Source organism: Bacillus kexueae, from assembly GCF_022809095.1.
Classification (GTDB): domain Bacteria; phylum Bacillota; class Bacilli; order Bacillales; family Aeribacillaceae; genus Bacillus_BZ; species Bacillus_BZ kexueae.
On the sequence record NZ_JALAZE010000002.1, the window covers coordinates 43,556 to 61,830 of the forward strand.

Sequence of the window (18,275 nt, forward strand, 5' to 3'; positions counted from 1 at the left end):
GTATTCTCTTTACCGTTTTTTTGGTGTCTAGCTAGGCGCCATCAGCTCGGGTCGCTTCGGCCCTGCTGTGGCGACGGAAGCCTCTTCGCAGGTCCTCCAGCGCCCTTCGCCTAAGGACTTGCGCTTTGCGCTTTTCTTACGGAGATTTTATGAACGTCTCTACATAACTTTATTTCATGACGAGAGATAGGTTAAGAAAATAAAGAATAAGTGCACAGAATTAAGCATATTGAATTTTTTTATATGAAAGTACTTCTTCATATTCTTTGATGAGATTATCCAAAATCGAATCCCATGTTTGATACAATGCATAAGAGCGCGCTTCATGTCCCATTTCAATGCGTATCGAGTCGTTCGTTATTAAATAGGTTATTTCTGACACAAATTCTTCAGAGTTTTTCGGTTCACATAAACGACCTGTCAGACCGTGTTGAATAATGTTTTTTACGCCCCCTGAATTGGCACCAACAGCTGGAGTTCCTGATGCTAAAGCTTCTAATACAACATTTCCAAAAGTTTCTGTTGGCGATGGAAAGATAAATACATCTGAAGTTGAATACACTTTCGCTAGTTCTTCGCCACGTAGATAGCCTGTAAATGTTGAATTTATAGGTGCTTTTTCTTTCATTTCTTCTAATGAAGGGCCTTCTCCGACAATTAGCCAATGAATTTGGTTCGCTAAATATTCGGGTAATTGATTCATAATGGATATTAATGTTTGAAGATCTTTTTCTGGAGCGATTCGCCCTACATACGATAAAATATATTTCTCTTTAATGTTGTATTTTTTTCGAATTTCCCATTTATCATAATTAGGGTGGAATAGCTGGCAATCAACACCACGGCCCCAAATGTGCAAATTTCGAAAGCCGAGATGAACAAGCTGTTCTTTCGTAAAATGGGATGGGACAAATATTTTTTCAAAAGGGCGATGAAACCAATGCATGTATTTCCATAATAACTTAGAAAAAATCTGTAAATCATAATACTCTAAGTATTGATCAAAATCTGTATGGTAAGACCCTACGATGGGAATGTTCAATTTTTTAGCATAGTGCAATCCACAAAGCCCGACATTAAACGGGGTGGCGATATGGATAAGATCCGGCTGAAAACGAATAAGTTCACTTTTAACATGGAGCATATTCGGAAATGCTAGTCGACACTCAGGGTATAAAAAGAATGGTAAGCTCGAAAAACGATGTATATGATTTGAGAATAAATGGTCATTTGTGCTTTCTGGAGCAAACACTCTGAATCCGTGTCCGCGCTTCTCTAAATGGTCTGTGAATCGCTTTAACGTTTTAGCGACACCATTGACATCTGGATAAAAGGTGTCCGTAAAAATTGCAACCTTCATGTTAACCCTCCTAACTTAAAAAAAGTTTAGTGTGATTGATGAGTAACATAAAATTCCAGAAACGCTACCGAGAAACATCCCAACAAGCACATCGGAAGGGTAGTGGAGCCCTAAGTAAATCCGTGATAGAGCGACACTGAAGGCAACAGGTAGAATGAAAATGGACAACTCTGGTATAAATAAAATGTAAGGAACCAAGACAGAAAAGATTGCTGTTGTGTGTCCCGAAGGAAAAGAGTGATCTTTTAGCGGATTTTCTAACACTTTTGCTTCATTTAATGCAATATAAGGTCGTTTACGAGGATAAATTTTTTTCATGATGGCTACGGGGATATGACTGAATAAAAGAGCGGCACCGCTAGAAAACGCAACCATTTTAATTGGATGTGGTAATAATATCATCATTAGTGAAGAGAATAAAATGGTAAACGTAGCACCGCCTAAATGAGTGATATGACGGAAATAAAAATTAAGAAATCTCTTTTCGAAATAACGATTAACATAGCGAAATAGCTTACATTCAAAATCATACATGCTAGCCATTAACCTGCTCATTTTGTTAACTCCTTTTTCTTCTATATTTATCTTTCATTCTAAAGAAGAAACATTTAGCCAATAATAATGTTTTGTAAAAATTGTGCAAAAAAGTTTAGGAATGTTTAAAGCGAACAGGTGAAAAATAAGGCTATGTCTAATCTTATTTGATATTTACGTCTATTGATTCGTTTTATTCATTGACTGAATCTGTATTAATTGTTCGTTATTAGTGGAAATCATATGGCATAAGCCTATTTATTTGGCATTATAGGCTTCTGTTGCTTATAATATTGGCCTTTCTCAACATACTCTCTTCGAATTCGTTCCATATCTTTAATGTCTTCCTCTGTTAGAGAGCGAATAACTTGTGCAGGCCTTCCAAATGCAAGGCTATTCGGTGGTATTTTTTTACCGGGAGGAACAAGACTTCCCGCTCCTATAAATGCACCTTCTCCTATTTCAGCTCCATCAAGAATTATGGATCCCATGCCGATTAGAGCATTTTTCCGTATAATGGAGCTATGGAGTAAAACTTGATGACCGACAGTAACGTCATCTTCAATAATAAGAGGTCGATTTGGACTTTGATGTAAGCAACATTGATCTTGTATGTTAACGCGGTTCCCGATAATCGTTGGAGCGACATCACCGCGAATGACCGTGTTATACCAGATGCTACAATATTCACCTATTTTTACATCTCCAGAAATTGTGACATAATCAGCAATAAACGTACTCTCTGCGATCGTTGGTATCTTATCTTTATACGGATAAATCATCGTTATCGTCCTTTCAATTAAAAATGCAAATTTTTACATTCATGAAATAAACTTAAGAGTATACTTAATTTAAGGAGCTAGGGATTCAAATGACGGTTTATGCTCCTTTACATAGGTGTGATAACAAAGGATACGAAGGTCACCTATTTTTATTATACATAAGGGACATGGGGGCAGAAAAGGGGTTGAGGGAATATGTGGAAATGGACAGCGGATAATGCAAAAGGGGTTGTCGTCATGATTCATGGTGCTGCAGAGCATCATGGAAGATATAAATGGTTGATTGAAATGTGGAGGTTAGAAGGTTACCACGTAATTATGGGAGACTTGCCAGGTCAAGGGACTACGACAAGAAGAAGAGGTCATATTTTGTCATTTGATGAATATATCGAAGAAGTAGAAGAGTGGATACGTGAAGCGAAAACTTTTAATCTCCCCATTTTTTTACTCGGGCATAGTATGGGAGGACTAATTTCCATACGTGCATTGGAGGAAAAAGAACTGGATGTTCGAGGGGTAATTCTCTCATCACCTTGCTTAGGATTAGTAAAGAAGCCTAATAAAGCGATGGATATCCTGTCAAAAGGATTGAATGTTGTCATGCCGTCTATTCGTTTTGATTCAGGGCTCAGTGTCAAAATTGCCACTCGGAATAAAGAAGTTCAAGACATGGATGAAAATGACACCCTATACGTAACAAAGGTTTCGGTAAGGTGGTATCGAGAGCTGATGAAAGCGGTGGAGCAAGCATTTTTTCAAATTAAAAAATATCCGAACATTCCTACTCTTGTTATGCAAGGCGGAGAGGATTTAATTGTTGATAAGATTTATGTGAGAAAGTGGTTCGACCAACTTCAAATCCGTGAAAAGTCATTTAAAGAATGGGACGGACTATATCATGAAATTTTTAATGAACCAGAACGAGACAACGTGTTTGAAACTGCTCGACGTTTTATAGATGCTCATATTGAAGAAAGTTGATCGTGAGGTGAAAAAATGTTTAAAATTCCGGAACATCCTGTGTTATTAATGCGAAAAGTATATCGTGATGTTCTACCAGTTGTTCATGAGAAATTAGCGGTTTGGAAGGAAAAAGCAGAGAAAATTCCTAGCAAGGAGCTTAGGAAACAAGCTTTACATAGTATTGAAACGAAATCCTTCCATTGTGAAGGTGGAGGGATCATTGCTCTCTTGTCAGGACATGAGATGAACCGCTGTGTCGATTTTATCGTTGCCTATCAAACGATAAGCGATTATTTAGATAACTTGTGCGATCGAAGCACCTCATTAGATCCTAAAGATTTCAGAATGTTACACCAAGCGATGTTAGATGCACTGACCGTTGATGCTCCGGTCCGTTCTTATTATCAGTACCGAGACGATCAAAATGATGGAGGGTATTTACATGAATTGGTGAAAACGTGCCAAGGTGTGTTAAAGGAATTGGCCCACTACTCGCTAATTAACAACTATTTATTAGAGCTATGTCAATTTTACTGTGATTTACAAGTGCATAAACATGTACAGGAAGAAGAGCGAGTGCCTCGTTTAAAAAAGTGGTTTGATAGTCAAAAAAAGCACGTACCGAACATGGAATGGTATGAGTTTTCTGCTTGTACAGGATCTACATTAGGAATTTTTTGCCTCGTTTCTTATGCCTTTAATCAAGCTTTTACAGTTGAGATGGCGCGAAAAATTCGGAATGGGTATTTTCCATATGTACAAGGCTTACATATTCTACTTGATTATTTAATTGACCAAAAAGAAGATGAGCTAGAGGGAGATTTAAACTTCTGTACCTATTATGATAATGAACAGAAAATGATGGAGAGGATGGAGCACTTCATACAGGAAGCAGATCGTCATTTAGAAGGGCTGCCGAATGAAAGGTTTCATCGTTTAATTAATCGAGGATTAATTGGAGTGTATTTGTCAGATGAAAAAGTACATACACAAAAAGAATTGACAAAGTGGGCAAAAAAATTAGTGAAAATGGGTGGTACAACATCGGTATTTTTTTATTTTAACGGACGAGCCTATCGGAAATTCCAAAAACTTTGGATGAAATCATCATAAGGAGTAGAAGGGTGTTTAAAGAGTGGGAACACCCTTCACTTAACCATTTATTATCTTTTTTCAATTGCGATAATAAAAGGAGGATCATTCTTTTGATTTAAAAATTGATATTGGAGGACGTGTGCCTTTTTTTGGTCTAACGTTTTCACATAGTTTAAGATGGCATCACGTTCTTTTTTTCCTTCATCATGACCGTGATAAATGACTAGTACCATGACACCTTCACGTTTCAATATAGTTAAGAGTTGTTCAATTGCTGTAATTGTTGATTCAGCTTTTGTCACAATTTCTTTATTTCCACCCGGTAAATATCCTAAATTAAACATTGCACCTGCAATTTGCCCATGATAATGGGAAGGAATCGTCTCACCGATTTGACTATGACTTTTATGGAACAAGGTTACCTGATTTTCTACCCCATTTTCTTTTAATAATTGGGTTGTATTCGTTATGGCCTCTGCTTGTATATCATATCCGAATACATGTCCGGTAGGCCCGACGATTTCAGCTAAATACACAGTGTCATGCCCATTACCGATGGTTGCATCAATGACAATATCACCAGGTTTTGCAGCGGTTTTTAATAATTCTTTTGCAAAAGGTAAGACTCGTTTAAGCTTCATGTCCACTTCACTCTCTCATCTTTATAGTTTTTTCCTTGGTAGCTATTTCTCCTTTTAAGCTCATCGTCAATGGCGTTTAAGACGCTCCACTTGTTTACACTCCACATTGGTCCAATCATTAAATCGATTGGACCATCTCCAGTAATTCTGTGGACAATCATTTCTTGTGGAAGAACTTCAAGTTGATCACAAACTAACTGAACGTACTCATCCAATGATAAAAATTCGAGCATTCCTTTTTCGTATTGTTTCACCATAGGGGTTCCCTTTAAAAGGTGTAATAAGTGAATTTTAATTCCTTGTACGTCTAGCTTTGCTACTTCTTTTGCAGTTTCCATCATCATGTCGTACGTTTCAAGAGGTAATCCGTTAATAATATGAGAGCAAACACGTATTTTGTGCTTGCGCAGTTTTTCGACGCCTTTTAAATAACATTCGTAATCGTGAGCACGGTTAATGATGGTTGCTGTCTTTTCATGTACAGTTTGTAAACCGAGCTCTACCCAAAGGTAAGTGCGCTCATTTAATTCAGCTAAATATTCCACGACATCATCGGGAAGGCAATCAGGTCTTGTAGCGATGGAAAGGCCAACGACCCCATCTAAGTTTAAGACGGTTTCGTATTTCTCTTTTAAAACGTCTATTGGAGCATGGGTATTAGTGAATGCTTGGAAATAAGCCATATATTTACCGTCTTTCCATTTACGGTGCATTTTATCTCTTATGTCATTAAACTGTTTTACTAAATCATCGGCACGGTTACCAGCAAAATCACCAGAACCAGCAGCGCTACAAAATGTACATCCACCAAAAGCCACAGTTCCATCTCTGTTAGGACAATCAAATCCCCCATCTAGCGAAACTTTAAAAACTTTATGGCCAAATGTCTGTTTTAAATGATAATTCCATGAATGATAACGTTTATGATCAAAGGAATATGGGAATGGATTGTTTTGTCTCAATTCGGAGAATCCTCCTTCTCATTTTTAACCATCCTAAAATTTTATCATGATGCGTTTACCAACTCAATTTCGAACAATGTGAATCAGACCTTTTTTATTGTTACAGAAAGTTTACGTTCAATAAAGTGTTAAAGTATTCTCTTATCTGTTTTTTTGGTGTCTAGCTCCAAGCGCCATCAACTCGGGTCGCTTCGGCCCTGCTGTGGCGACGGAAGCCTCCTCGCAGGTCCTTCAGCTCCCTTCGCCTAAGGACTTGCGCTTTGCGCTTTTCTTAATAGTGATGTAACGAAATATTTCCAGATAGACGGAGGAGTATTTTTCCTTCCGATTTCACAAAATAACTAAAGACTGAGACGTAAAGGAGGAGTATATTTGGCAACGAGAGAATCGATTGAATCGTGTATAAAAAAATGTGAGGATGTCTTGACCTTTGCAAGAGAACAACTAAATGAAGCGAGCAAACAAGAGCATTATAATGAGACGGAATATACGAAAGCTCAACAATTGTTAGAACAATCACTTCAAGATATTGCTCAGTTGGAGAGAAGTGCAAGCGACCAGCAGAAAGAACAGCTTTATCGTGAAAGATTAAAACTCCAATCTTTACAAAATGAAATGATCATTCATTAGAGGTGGGAAACATGAAAAAACGTTCAAAGCAGAACAATCCAGAGCAAAAAACAAAGAATGGTATTAATAATCAAGATGTTGAACTGAATCAAGATTATGATCCGGTTAAAACAGCGAAAAAAAAGTATTTGGAACAAGGTCAGAAAACAAAATAAAAGGATTGAAAAGGCTTCGTTAAGAGGCCTTTTCTTTTTGCCCTTTTCTAAAAGATTGTTGAATCTAGTACTAAAAAAATACTCTCCTTAATGAAGCAGAGGACACTTAACTCCTGCGGGGAGTATACAAAAAAGCATCCTGATAGTGTATGCTCCCCTTGATTTGTAAGGTTTTTCCTTCGTTGAATGAATGTTTACGTAGACAGTCTTTTCAATCTTAATAGAGTATAAAAGAGGGATATTGACAAAAACAGTAAATAAGAATAATGTATTAAGTGTATTATTTATTTTAGTACAGTTAATACAATGATGTGGAGGAGGAAAAAGAGTGATTGAAGTGAGGCACTTGTCGCATTCGTTTAAAATTGGGAAAAAAGGAAAAGAAAATGAACTAAACGTGCTAAGGAAGGTTGGCTTTCGTATACAAAAAGGGGAAATTGCGACAATCGTTGGAAAGAGCGGATCGGGGAAATCCACTTTACTACACTTAATATCTGGATATCTTTCTCCGACTTCAGGAGAAATACATATTAACGGTGTTAACGTCTCAAATTTTAATGAAAAACAGTGGGCTTCTTTTCGAATGGAGCATTTAGGGTTTATCTTTCAAAACTTCCAATTAATTTCGAGTCTTACGACCTATGAAAATATTGAATTGCCGCTTACCTTAAAGGGAATGGCGGAAAAGGTCAGAAGGGAATATGTACTAAAAATGCTCAAACGAGTAGGATTAGAAAAGCATGCCGACCATTATCCCTTTGAGCTTTCAGGAGGACAACAGCAACGTGTCAGTATTGCTAGAGCGCTTATTTCCAATCCAAAAGTGATTTTAGCTGATGAACCAACGGGAAGTCTTGATTCTGAAACAGAACAAGAAATTTTATCTCTAATGAAGGAACTGAATAAAGAACGGGACATAACGTTTTTAATGATTACCCATGATGAAGAAGTTGCTCAATCAAGTGATCGCGTTCTATATCTTCACGATGGCGTATTACAAGAAAGGGGGCTTATCTATGAAGTTTAAAGATCAAGTTAAATTTGTCCAGCAAAATTTAAAAAGGAACAGACTTCGCGTATTTATGACAGTGCTAGCGACAACGATTGGATGTGCATTTTTAATTGTATTGGCTTCTGTTGGCTTTGGATTACATAAAAGCCTTACAGAAGAGGTACTAGAGCAAGACATTGTGACGAAAATCTCGGTCTTCGGAAAAACAGAGGAGGATGGCACTGAACAAAAGTTAACAAAGAGCGATTACGAACATCTTAAAGAAATGAATCACGTGAAAGCGCTAGTGGAATATAAATACATCCCCGATATGCTCAATGTTTCGATGGAAGATCGAACGTCCTCTGTTCATTCAACCTTTGTTAACATATCAGAGTGGAGAAAAACTGATATTGAATTAAGTGAGGGACGATTACCTGAAAAAGACAATGAAATCATCGTAGGCTATCATTTTGCGAACGAATTACGAACAAAAGAAGAAAGAGAAATGCTAGAGAATAGTACTAACGACGATTCTACACAAACTTTAGGCTATACAGGCTCGCTTGTTGGAAAAACGGTCAATATGACATTTGAGAGTGAAGAGCCAATTCCTTTCTCGATTGTAGGGGTATTAGACGAGCCAGCAAATGAATGGGCAATTGATACAAGTTTTTATGTGAGTGATGCATACTTTGAAACTGTTTGGGAATCCATGCAAGTGGAAGGGACAACAGATGAGATTGAAAAGGTGACTTCAAAAGAAGTAAATCTTTTTGTAGATAATTTGGAAAACGTAGAGCCTGTTTTGGATACTTTGAAGGAAGAAGGGTACTTTGTTTATTCTGTGACTGAACAACTTGATGGAATGAATATTTTTTTCCTAATCTTTAAAATTGGATTAATTTTTGTTGGTACGATAGCTGTATTGATTGCGTCGATTGGGATTTTCAACACAATGACGATGGCTGTAACTGAACGTACACAAGATATCGGAATCATGAAAGCAATTGGGGCACCACCCAATGTTATTCGAAAAATTTTTTTAATGGAGAGCGCATGGATTGGAATTATTGGAGCTGTATTTGGGGTGATTATTTCTTATGGAATTAGTGTACTATGTAATTGGGCGATCCCACTCATTTTAAACGCTATAGCAGACACAGAAGGACCAGATGGATTTATGTTTTCATACATCCCGTTAAGTTTAGTTGTAACTGCTTTTGTTATTAGTGTTGGTGTCGCAATAATCTCAGGTTTTCGTCCAGCGATTAAGGCAACAAACATCTCGGTACTATCAGCACTTCGAAAAGAAATCTAGCATATTAGTTGAATTTCATTTTACAAGAGAATAAAATATGAAAAGAATAGAAAGCGGAAGCATGCATTATGTGTGCTTTCGTTCTTTTTTTTGTTACAGAAAGTTTAAGTTCAATAAAGTGTTAAAGTATTCTCTTTGCCGTTTTTTTGGGTGTCTAGCTCCAATCGCCATCAGTTCGAGTCTCTTCGGCCCTGCTGTAGCGACGGAAGCCTCCTCGCAGGTCCTCCAGCGCCCTTCGCCGATAAGCGGGCGCTTTGTGCTTTTCTTATTACCTGTTTATATGTTTTTTATTACCTAATTATTTTAATTCATCTGAGAAAGGTAGTTGTCTTATGCCGAAATCCCTATGGTTACTAATTATTGGTATGGCGATTAATGTGACGGGTGCGTCTTTTTTATGGCCATTAAACACGATTTACATCCATGATTACTTAGGTAAGTCGTTAACGATTGCTGGTTTTGTTCTTATGCTAAATTCTTTTGCCAGTGTTATTGGAAATTTACTTGGAGGAGTTTTGTTTGATAGAATTGGCGGATTTAAATCGATCATGTTTGGTATTTCTATCACTCTTTTCACTCTTTTTCTTTTAATTTTTAATCATGATTGGCCAACCTATGTGTGGCTGTTAATACTAATTGGTTTCGGGCAAGGGATGGTATTTCCTGCTATGTATGCGCTGGCTGGCTCCGTATGGCCTAAAGGGGAAAGGCGGGCGTTTAATGCAATATATGTGGCGCAAAATGTAGGAGTAGCTTTAGGGTCAGCGCTCGGAGGATTTGTAGCAAGTATGTCTTTTCATTACATCTTCATCGCAAATGCTGCCTTATATTTGATTTTCTTTCTCATTAGCTTTTTTGGATATCGTCGAATTTCTAATAAGAAAGGGGTACAAGCTTCTATAATAAAACAGCCAAAATCCATTCGAAATCGTGCAGCCTTCCTTTCGTTAGTGCTGCTTTCGTGTAGCTATTTATTAGCCTGGGTCATTTATTCTCAATGGGCATCAACTTTCTCTGCTTATTCACAAAAGATTGGGATAGAGCTCAATCAATATAGCTTATTGTGGACTGTGAATGGAGCCTTAATTGTTCTTGGTCAACCTCTTTTATCAATGGTCTTGAAACGATTTGAAAAGAAGCTCAAGATGCAAATGGTAGTCGGATTTATGTTATTTATCTTATCCTATATTGTCATGCTCGAAGCAAAACAGTTTTCTAGCTTTATGACAGCTATGGTAATCATTACGTTAGGAGAAATGCTCGTCTGGCCGGTAGTTCCAACAATTGCACATAAACTAGCTCCGAAAGGGAGAGAAGGATTTTACCAAGGTTTTGTAAATAGTATGGCGACGGGAGGACGAATGGTTGGACCGATGCTCGGAGGTTTTCTAGCTGATGTGTATGGAATGAAGTGGTTGATGATTGTTATGATTGGCTTACTATTTATCGGAATGGGATTAACGGTCATTTATGATCGAGTTTTTTCAAGTGAAAAGGAGAAAGAAATGTCTGTCAGTTATTAAGTTCAAATCTCTTAAATTGACGAAATAAAACAGGAGGAAAAGATCGCAAGAAGGAAGTTATATTTTCTTGCGATTTTTTTCATTGTTAAAGAAAGTTTAAGTTCAATAAAGTGTTAAAGTATTCTCTTTACAGTTTTTTTGGTGTCTCGCTCCAAGCGCCATCAGCTCAGGCCGCTTCGGCCCTGCTGTGGCGACGGAAGCCTCCTCGCAGTTCCTCCAGCGCCCTTCGCCTAAGGACTTGCGCTTTTCTTATTTTCCCGAGGAAAGATTACTGTCATGAGTTGTCTACCTCCACGCATATTTCGATTCTTCCCACGCGGCTCTCGTCCACATCGCTTGTCCTTTTGAGCCATGAGCTAATTGGTGAGTGCATTGCACTTAGCTTCTTACATCATTTACGATGCTTGTTGGGTATGTAGAAAAAGTAAGACTTTAAAAAGAATTATAGGATTTTGAATTGAAATGTCTAATAGGGAAATATAGAAGGTTTTGAGGAGGAGACAATCATGTTAATGGAAAAGAATCTTCCAAACGCTAATAAAATTGTTGAAACAGTACTTGAAAATGCGTTTGCCTGGCTCATCATCGTCAATGAGAAAGGACAAATCGTTTATATGAATGAAGATTATTGTTCGTTTATTGGCAGACCGAAGGAAGACTGTTTAGGAAAGCATGTTACAGAGGTGATTGAAAATACACGGATGCATATCGTTGTGAAGACAGGGAAAGAGGAGATTGCGCAGCTTCAATATATAAAAGGAAACTACATGATTGCCAATCGCATTCCTATCTGGTCGAATGGAGAAGTTATTGGAGCTTTTGGAACGGTGATGTATCGGGACACGAAAGAGTGGAGTGTGATGAATTCTCAAGTAAGAGAGCATTTAGCTGCGTTAACTACTTATTTGAAAAAGCATCAAGAAGCAGGGGCTAAATATACGCTACATGATATTATTTCGGTTTCAGATAAAATGGAAGAATTGAAAGAACGTGTAAAAAGTGTAGCTGCAAGCGATAGTTCTGTATTAATTTGCGGCGAAAGTGGAACGGGGAAAGAATTGTTTGCCCATAGTATTCATCAATTAAGTGATCGAAATGAGGGTCCATTTATTAAAGTGAATTGTGGAGCCATTCCGGAGCATTTATTGGAGTCAGAACTGTTTGGTTATGAAGAAGGTGCTTTCACGGGAGCGCGTAAAGGAGGGAAGAAAGGGAAGTTTTTATGTGCTAATGGAGGAACGATATTCTTAGATGAAATTGCGGAAATGCCGATGCATATGCAAGTGAAATTATTACGAGTCTTGCAGGAGAGAGAAGTTGAACCAATTGGTGCAGTGAATTCAATTCCTATTAATGTACGGATAGTTGCCGCTACGAATCGTTCACTTGAAGTAATGATGAAGGAAAATAGATTTCGGAAGGATTTGTACTACCGTTTGAATGTAATCCCTATCCATATTCCACCACTTAGACAACGAAAAGAGGACATTCCGGTATTAGTTGAACATTTTCTTGGAAAACTTTCTCTACGAACTGGAAAGAGAATGCATGGAATTTGCGAAGAAGTAATAAAAGCATTTCAATATTATGATTGGAATGGTAATGTTCGTGAACTTGAACATGTCATCGAATCAGCCATTCATTTGGCTAAAAAAGAGAAGATTTATTTGGATGATATACCCGAATACATAAAACAGGAAGCAGTTGTAAATGAGGAAGATAAAGGTTTGAAAGAAATAATAGAAGAGCTTGAGATGAGAATCATTGACAGAACGTTGAAAAGATGTAACGGGGATAAGCGTAAGGCTGCTAAATTATTAAAAATTAGTAAGTCCTCAATGTATGAAAAGATATCGAAGTATGGGATGCACAACTAGTCCAAATTTCTGGAAGTATGTCCAGATTTTCGGACTGCTGATAAAGTGGAAGGGGAATAGAAGTGTACCTTTTTCTATATTAATTGTCCAGAAAATTGGAATGATTGAGAATTCTAATAATTGTCACAAGTGAATCTCTAAATTGGCATAGAATTTGCAGCATAATTAAGTGGACAAATAGACAAAGGGGGATGGAATAATGCTAAGTATGATTGGGTTAGTTGGGGGACTTATCCTTTTAATTGTTTTAACGATGCGGGGAATGAACCTGCTCGTAGCTGGGCCTTTATGTGCTTTATTTGTAGCATTATTAAGCGGTATGCCGCTGTTTCCGCAACTAGTGAATGAAGGAGAAGCGAACTTAGTTGGGAACTACATGGCAGGCTTTTCAGGATTTGTTGCATCTTGGTATTTAATGTTTTTGCTTGGGGCTATTTTTGGGAAGGTGATGGAGGATAGTGGAGCGGCAGATAGTGTATCGAAATGGGTTGTGGACAAATTAGGGATGAAGCGAGCAGTTTTAGCAATTGTGGCTGCATGCGCTTTCTTAACGTACGGTGGAGTTAGCTTATTTGTAGTAGCGTTTTCTGTTTATCCGATGGCTGTCGGATTATTTAAACAAGCGAATTTACCACGTCGCTTTATTCCTGCAACATTAGCCTTTGGGTCTGTAACGTTTACAATGACATCGGCTGGTTCGCCAGAGATTCAAAACTGGATTCCAATTGAACATTTAGGAACAAGTCCTTACGCTGGTTGGGAAGTCAGCTTAATCGTTGCGCTGTTTATGATGTTCTTCGGTTATTGGTGGTTAATGCGAATGATTAAAAAAGCGGTGGCGAGAGGCGAAACTTTCCAAGTACGAGAAGATGATCCGGAAATGGAAACAGGAGAACTGCCGAATCCGTTACTATCGATGATACCTTTAGTGGTCGTCCTTGTGTTCTCTTTTGCTTTTCACGATACATTAAAGCAATCAGCATTAATTATCGCCTTATTGGGAGGAATAATTGCTACTTACTTAGTAAATCGAAAATATTTTAAGTCGTTTTGGACAGCTGTTTCAGCTGGAACGGTAGGGGCTCTAATAGCTATTGGAAATACTGCGGCGGTCGTAGGATTTGGAGGGGTAGCAAAAGCAGTACCGGCATTCCAGTCTGCTGTTGATGTCATGACAAGTATCCCTGGAAGTCCTCTTATCGGAGGGGCTATTGCTGTTAGTGTTATTGCGGGGATGACAGGTTCAGCATCGGGTGGGCAAGCAATTGCGTTACCACTAATAGCTCCCCATTATATAGAAATGGGAGTGAATACAGAAGCCCTTCACCGTGTCGTCTCGATTTCATCGGGAGCACTTGATTCTCTACCGCATAATGGGTATGTTGTGACAACGGTGCGGGCTATTTGTGGAGAAACACATCAGGATGCTTACAATGCAGTTGGAGCTGTAACGGTTATCGTTCCATTAATCGGTGTTATCCTAGCCATCCTATTATTTTCAGTTGGGATAGGGATTTAATAAAGGGGGAAATGGAAACATGCGTAATCATGTGGCAATTGTAACAGGAGCTGCTCAAGGAATTGGACTAGAAATCGCAAAAAAACTTGCGTCAGAAGGGGTAAAAGTCGTATTAACGGATTTACAGGAGGATGTTGTTAAAGAACAAGCGAACGCATTATCGCTTGAAGGATACGATGTATATGCAAAAACGTGTAATGTAACAAATGAATCGGATATTGAATCATTAGTGGGATTTGTAAAAGAAGAATTTGGCTCCGTTCATATCGTTGTCAACAATGCGGGACTTCAACATGTTTCGAAAATTGAGGACTTCCCTACAGAAAAGTTTGAACAACTCGTAAAAGTAATGCTTGTAGGTCCTTTCATGTTGATGAAACATGTTATGCCAATTATGAAGGAGCAGAAGTACGGCAGAATTTTGAATATGGCTTCTATTAATGGTCTAGTTGGATTTGCTGGGAAGTCCGCATATAATAGTGCCAAGCATGGAGTGATTGGACTAACAAAGGTGGCAGCCTTAGAAGGTGCGGAACATGGAATTACCGTGAACGCTTTGTGTCCAGGATATGTAGATACGCCACTTGTACGAAATCAATTAGAAGATTTGGCGGCTACCCGGAATGTACCATTGGATAAAGTGTTAGAGGAAGTCATTTATCCGTTAGTTCCACAAAAGCGTCTTTTATCTGTTCAAGAAATTGCCCAATATGCACACTTTTTAGTTAGTGAACAAGCAATGGGGATTACGGGACAGGCTCATGTTATTGATGGTGGATACACAGCGCAATAGCAAAATTTCGACAGAAACTTGCACTCCTAATGAAAATTTCATAAAATAGCAGTAGAAAACTCGATACCTTAAGAACGTAGAAAAGGAATAGTAGTGAATGGAAAATGTTTAGAGAGTTGACGGTTGGTGAAAGTCAATCATTCTTCCTTCATGAACTCCCCTTTGAGTTGCAAGTGTGAAATGGTAAAGAGTAATACTTGTCGTTGATTCCACGTTACGGAATTAGAGCGGGCGCAAATTGCGCTAATTTGGGTGGTACCGCGGGAAGATCATGATCTCTCGTCCCTATTTAGGGATGGGAGTTTTTTATTTTTTTCTATAGGCTGGGCTGTTTTTGTATACATTGTTGCCTTTTGGTCAAGGAATTGATGTAATACTTGAAGCGAAAGGCGGCGACTTCAAAGGGAAATGCATGCGCAGAAACGAGACAATTTTGTCACGAGAAGTGTATGTCTTTCGTAATTGATTGCATAACCAAAAACAAAAATCTTATAGAAAAGAGCCACTCTGTTAGAAAGTTAATGCAAGATGAACAGTGCCAAAAAACGATTGACGAGAAGTAAGCTCTAACTGATTGTTTGATTAACAGAAAATCAAATGAAAAGTTGGACATATCATCCGCAAACGTTTAAAAGATCGTTTTGCGATACGGAAAATACGCACAACAGTGAGGAGGAGTACGATGAGTTTCAATCATCAACAAATTGAAAAGAAATGGCAGTCGTATTGGCTAGATAACAAAACATTTAAAACGGAGGAATCCGATAAGCCAAAATTTTATGCGCTAGATATGTTCCCTTATCCTTCAGGTGCTGGTTTACACGTTGGACATCCAGAAGGTTATACAGCAACAGATATTTTATCTCGTATGAAACGCATGCAAGGCTATAATGTCCTTCACCCAATGGGGTGGGATGCGTTCGGATTACCAGCGGAGCAATATGCGCTTGATACAGGGAATGACCCAGCTGAGTTTACGAAAAAGAACATTGATAATTTCCGCCGTCAAATTCAAGCTCTAGGATTTTCGTATGATTGGGATCGTGAAGTCAACACGACAGATCCGAGCTATTATAAATGGACACAATGGATTTTCTTAAAACTTTACGAAAAAGGTCTTGCATACATTGATGAGGTTCCTGTTAACTGGTGTCCAGCACTTGGAACAGTGTTAGCGAATGAAGAGGTCATCGATGGGAAAAGTGAGCGTGGTGGACATCCAGTAGAACGTCGCCCGATGAAACAGTGGGTATTAAAAATTACAGCTTATGCTGACCGCTTATTAGAAGATTTAGAAGAACTTGATTGGCCAGAAAGCATTAAAGAAATGCAACGAAATTGGATCGGACGTTCTGAGGGTGCTGAAGTTCATTTTGAGGTTGAGGGAATGAACGAGACGTTTACAGTCTTCACGACGCGTCCAGATACATTATTTGGTGCGACGTATGCCGTACTAGCTCCTGAACATCCGTTAGTTGAGAAAATTACATCAACTGCTCAGAAGGACGCAGTTCAAGCATACATTGATCAAGTGGTAAATAAAACAGACCTTGAAAGAACTGATTTGGCTAAAGATAAAACAGGTGTATTTACAGGTGCCTACGCAATCAATCCAACAAATGGAGAAAAAATGCCAATTTGGATTGCTGACTATGTTCTCATGAGTTACGGTACAGGTGCTATTATGGCAGTCCCTGCTCACGATGAGAGAGATTACGAATTTGCGAAAAAGTTTGACTTACCATTGAAAGAAGTTGTAGCAGGTGGAGATATCGAGAAAGAAGCGTATACGGGTGATGGCGAACATGTTAACTCGGACTTCTTAAATGGCTTGAACAAAGAAGAAGCTATTGCAGCAATGATTCAATGGTTAGAAGAAAATCAAAAAGGTGAAAAGAAAGTAACATACCGTTTACGTGATTGGTTGTTTAGCCGCCAACGCTACTGGGGCGAACCAATTCCGATTATTCATTGGGAAGACGGAACAATGACACCTGTGAAGGAAGAAGAGCTTCCATTAATGCTGCCAAAAACAAGCGAAATTAAACCTTCAGGAACCGGCGAGTCTCCATTAGCAAACATTGAAGATTGGGTTAATGTTGTAGACCCAGAAACAGGGAAAAAAGGCCGTCGCGAAACAAATACAATGCCACAGTGGGCAGGAAGTTGCTGGTATTACTTACGCTATATCGACCCACACAACGAAGAGTTTTTAGCTGATCCAGAGTTATTGAAAAAATGGCTTCCAGTAGACATTTACATCGGTGGGGCAGAACATGCCGTTCTTCATCTATTATACGCTCGCTTCTGGCATAAGGTATTATATGATTTAGGTGTTGTACCAACGAAAGAGCCGTTCCAAAAGCTTTTCAACCAAGGTATGATTCTTGGGGAAAACAATGAAAAAATGAGTAAATCGAAAGGGAATGTTGTGAACCCTGACGAAATCGTTGAAACACATGGAGCGGATACTCTACGTTTATACGAAATGTTCATGGGGCCTCTAGAAGCATCAATTGCTTGGTCAACGAACGGACTTGACGGTGCTCGTCGCTTCCTTGATCGCGTATGGAGATTATTTGTGGAAGAAAACGGAGAGTTAAACGCGAAAATTACAGACGCTTCTGCAACGGAACTTGAAAAAGTTTATCACCAAACAGTGAAGAAAGTTACGGAAGACTACGAAGGTTTACGCTTTAACACAGCTATTTCGCAATTAATGGTGTTCATAAATGAAGCGTATAAAGCGACAGTTTTACCGAAGGAGTACATGGAAGGCTTCGTGAAAATGCTTTCCCCAATTGCACCACACATTACAGAAGAGCTTTGGGAAAAGCTTGGCCATTCGGGAACCATTGCTTATGAAGCATGGCCAACATTTGATGAATCAAAGTTAGTAGATAACGAAGTTGAAATTGTTGTACAAGTAAACGGTAAAGTACGTGCTAAATTAAATGTTCCAACAGACGCAACGAGAGAGCAAATGGAACAAATTGCTTTAGAAGATTCGAAAGTAAAAGAGCAAATTGAAGGCAAGACGATTCGAAAAGTGATCGCCGTTCCAGGAAAACTTGTCAATATCGTTGCTAATTAATCATATCCCCCTCGTTCTGAGGGGGTTTTTTACGA

General features: G+C 38.6%; 16 protein-coding genes and 1 other annotated feature. Of the genes, 11 read left to right on the top strand and 5 right to left on the bottom strand.

Annotated features, from left to right (window positions below; all coding sequences use genetic code 11):
• Window positions 1–220: 220 nt before the first annotated feature.
• From ML543_RS04540 to ML543_RS04550, 3 genes are all read right to left on the bottom strand, one after another.
• On the bottom strand, window positions 221–1,360 hold the full coding sequence (locus tag ML543_RS04540) for a glycosyltransferase family 4 protein (protein WP_243385978.1): 1,140 nt from the start codon (window positions 1,358–1,360) through the stop codon (window positions 221–223).
• A gap of 15 nt (window positions 1,361–1,375) precedes the next feature.
• Window positions 1,376–1,915, bottom strand: coding sequence for a phosphatase PAP2 family protein (locus ML543_RS04545; protein ID WP_243385979.1), 540 nt, complete (start codon window positions 1,913–1,915; stop codon window positions 1,376–1,378).
• 233 nt (window positions 1,916–2,148) lie between these two features.
• On the bottom strand, window positions 2,149–2,676 hold the full coding sequence (locus ML543_RS04550; protein ID WP_243385980.1) for a gamma carbonic anhydrase: 528 nt from the start codon (window positions 2,674–2,676) through the stop codon (window positions 2,149–2,151).
• Window positions 2,677–2,871: 195 nt separating this feature from the next.
• On the opposite strand from ML543_RS04550, the gene ML543_RS04555 reads away from it, so the two are divergent.
• A complete protein-coding gene (locus tag ML543_RS04555) occupies window positions 2,872–3,657 on the top strand; it encodes an alpha/beta hydrolase (protein ID WP_243385981.1) in 786 nt (261 codons plus the stop codon).
• Window positions 3,658–3,672: 15 nt separating this feature from the next.
• A complete protein-coding gene (locus tag ML543_RS04560; RefSeq protein ID WP_243385982.1) occupies window positions 3,673–4,752 on the top strand; it encodes a tetraprenyl-beta-curcumene synthase family protein in 1,080 nt (359 codons plus the stop codon).
• A gap of 50 nt (window positions 4,753–4,802) precedes the next feature.
• On the opposite strand, the gene mnmM is transcribed toward ML543_RS04560, so the two are convergent.
• Window positions 4,803–5,375, bottom strand: coding sequence for a tRNA 5-(aminomethyl)-2-thiouridylate-methyltransferase MnmM (gene mnmM, locus ML543_RS04565; protein ID WP_243385983.1), 573 nt, complete (start codon window positions 5,373–5,375; stop codon window positions 4,803–4,805).
• On the bottom strand, window positions 5,372–6,337 hold the full coding sequence (gene mnmL, locus ML543_RS04570; protein WP_243385984.1) for a tRNA modification radical SAM protein MnmL/YtqA: 966 nt from the start codon (window positions 6,335–6,337) through the stop codon (window positions 5,372–5,374). Before mnmL ends, mnmM begins: the two co-directional genes overlap by 4 nt.
• Window positions 6,338–6,709: 372 nt before the next feature.
• On the opposite strand from mnmL, the gene ML543_RS04575 reads away from it, so the two are divergent.
• The 9 genes from ML543_RS04575 (at window position 6,710) to leuS (ending at window position 18,240) form a co-directional block, all read left to right on the top strand.
• Complete coding sequence (locus ML543_RS04575) at window positions 6,710–6,967, top strand: YtzC family protein (RefSeq protein ID WP_243385985.1); 258 nt, start codon at window positions 6,710–6,712, stop codon at window positions 6,965–6,967.
• An 11-nt stretch (window positions 6,968–6,978) separates the two neighbouring features.
• On the top strand, window positions 6,979–7,122 hold the full coding sequence (locus ML543_RS04580; RefSeq protein ID WP_243385986.1) for a glycogen biosynthesis protein GlgD: 144 nt from the start codon (window positions 6,979–6,981) through the stop codon (window positions 7,120–7,122).
• 328 nt (window positions 7,123–7,450) lie between these two features.
• Entirely contained in the window at window positions 7,451–8,149 is a 699-nt protein-coding gene (locus ML543_RS04585) for an ABC transporter ATP-binding protein (RefSeq protein ID WP_243385987.1), read from the top strand.
• On the top strand, window positions 8,139–9,434 hold the full coding sequence (locus tag ML543_RS04590) for an ABC transporter permease (protein ID WP_243385988.1): 1,296 nt from the start codon (window positions 8,139–8,141) through the stop codon (window positions 9,432–9,434). Before ML543_RS04585 ends, ML543_RS04590 begins: the two co-directional genes overlap by 11 nt.
• 332 nt (window positions 9,435–9,766) lie before the next feature.
• Window positions 9,767–10,957, top strand: a complete 1,191-nt coding sequence (locus ML543_RS04595; protein ID WP_243385989.1) for an MDR family MFS transporter — start codon at window positions 9,767–9,769, stop codon at window positions 10,955–10,957.
• Between the two features lie 506 nt (window positions 10,958–11,463).
• Window positions 11,464–12,834 carry a sigma-54 interaction domain-containing protein gene (locus ML543_RS04600; protein WP_419095345.1) on the top strand — a complete coding sequence of 457 codons (1,371 nt, stop codon included), beginning with the start codon at window positions 11,464–11,466 and terminating at the stop codon, window positions 12,832–12,834.
• Between the two features lie 199 nt (window positions 12,835–13,033).
• A complete protein-coding gene (locus ML543_RS04605) occupies window positions 13,034–14,353 on the top strand; it encodes a GntP family permease (protein WP_243385990.1) in 1,320 nt (439 codons plus the stop codon).
• Window positions 14,354–14,372: 19 nt separating this feature from the next.
• A complete protein-coding gene (locus tag ML543_RS04610) occupies window positions 14,373–15,146 on the top strand; it encodes a 3-hydroxybutyrate dehydrogenase (protein ID WP_243385991.1) in 774 nt (257 codons plus the stop codon).
• A 68-nt stretch (window positions 15,147–15,214) separates the two neighbouring features.
• Window positions 15,215–15,436 (top strand) — a binding site (T-box leader).
• Between the two features lie 392 nt (window positions 15,437–15,828).
• Entirely contained in the window at window positions 15,829–18,240 is a 2,412-nt protein-coding gene (leuS, locus tag ML543_RS04615; protein ID WP_243385992.1) for a leucine--tRNA ligase, read from the top strand.
• The last annotated feature ends 35 nt before the right edge of the window (window positions 18,241–18,275 follow it).